This is a genomic window from Vibrio marinisediminis, from assembly GCF_014050145.1.
Lineage (GTDB): Bacteria > Pseudomonadota > Gammaproteobacteria > Enterobacterales > Vibrionaceae > Vibrio > Vibrio marinisediminis.
Map to the genome: position 1 here is coordinate 1 of NZ_JACFYF010000138.1, position 311 is coordinate 311.

General features: G+C 66.6%; 1 protein-coding gene. It reads left to right on the forward strand.

Annotated features, from left to right (window positions below; genetic code table 11):
• Positions 1-311: 2-dehydropantoate 2-reductase N-terminal domain-containing protein (locus H2O73_RS23700; RefSeq protein WP_220457720.1), on the forward strand; the 311-nt coding region annotated here is incomplete at both ends.

The following is a 311-nucleotide window of genomic DNA, read 5'->3' on the forward strand; positions in this document are numbered from 1 at the left end:
AGGCAAACGGGCTGACGCTGATCGAGGAGGGCGACCAGCGCACCAACGTGGCGGTCACCGCGTCGGACAATCCCGAGGAACTGGGCCCGCAGGATTACGTGATCGTCACGCTCAAGGCCCATTCGGTCCCGCCCGTGGTGCCGAAGATGCAGCCGCTGATCGGGCCGGACACCACCATCGTTTCTGGCGTGAACGGGGTGCCCTGGTGGTATTTCCACAAGATCGGCACCGAGCTGGAGGGCACGCGGCTGGAGAGTGTCGATCCGGGCAATGCCCAATGGGACGGGTTCGGCCCGGACCGGGTGCTGGGC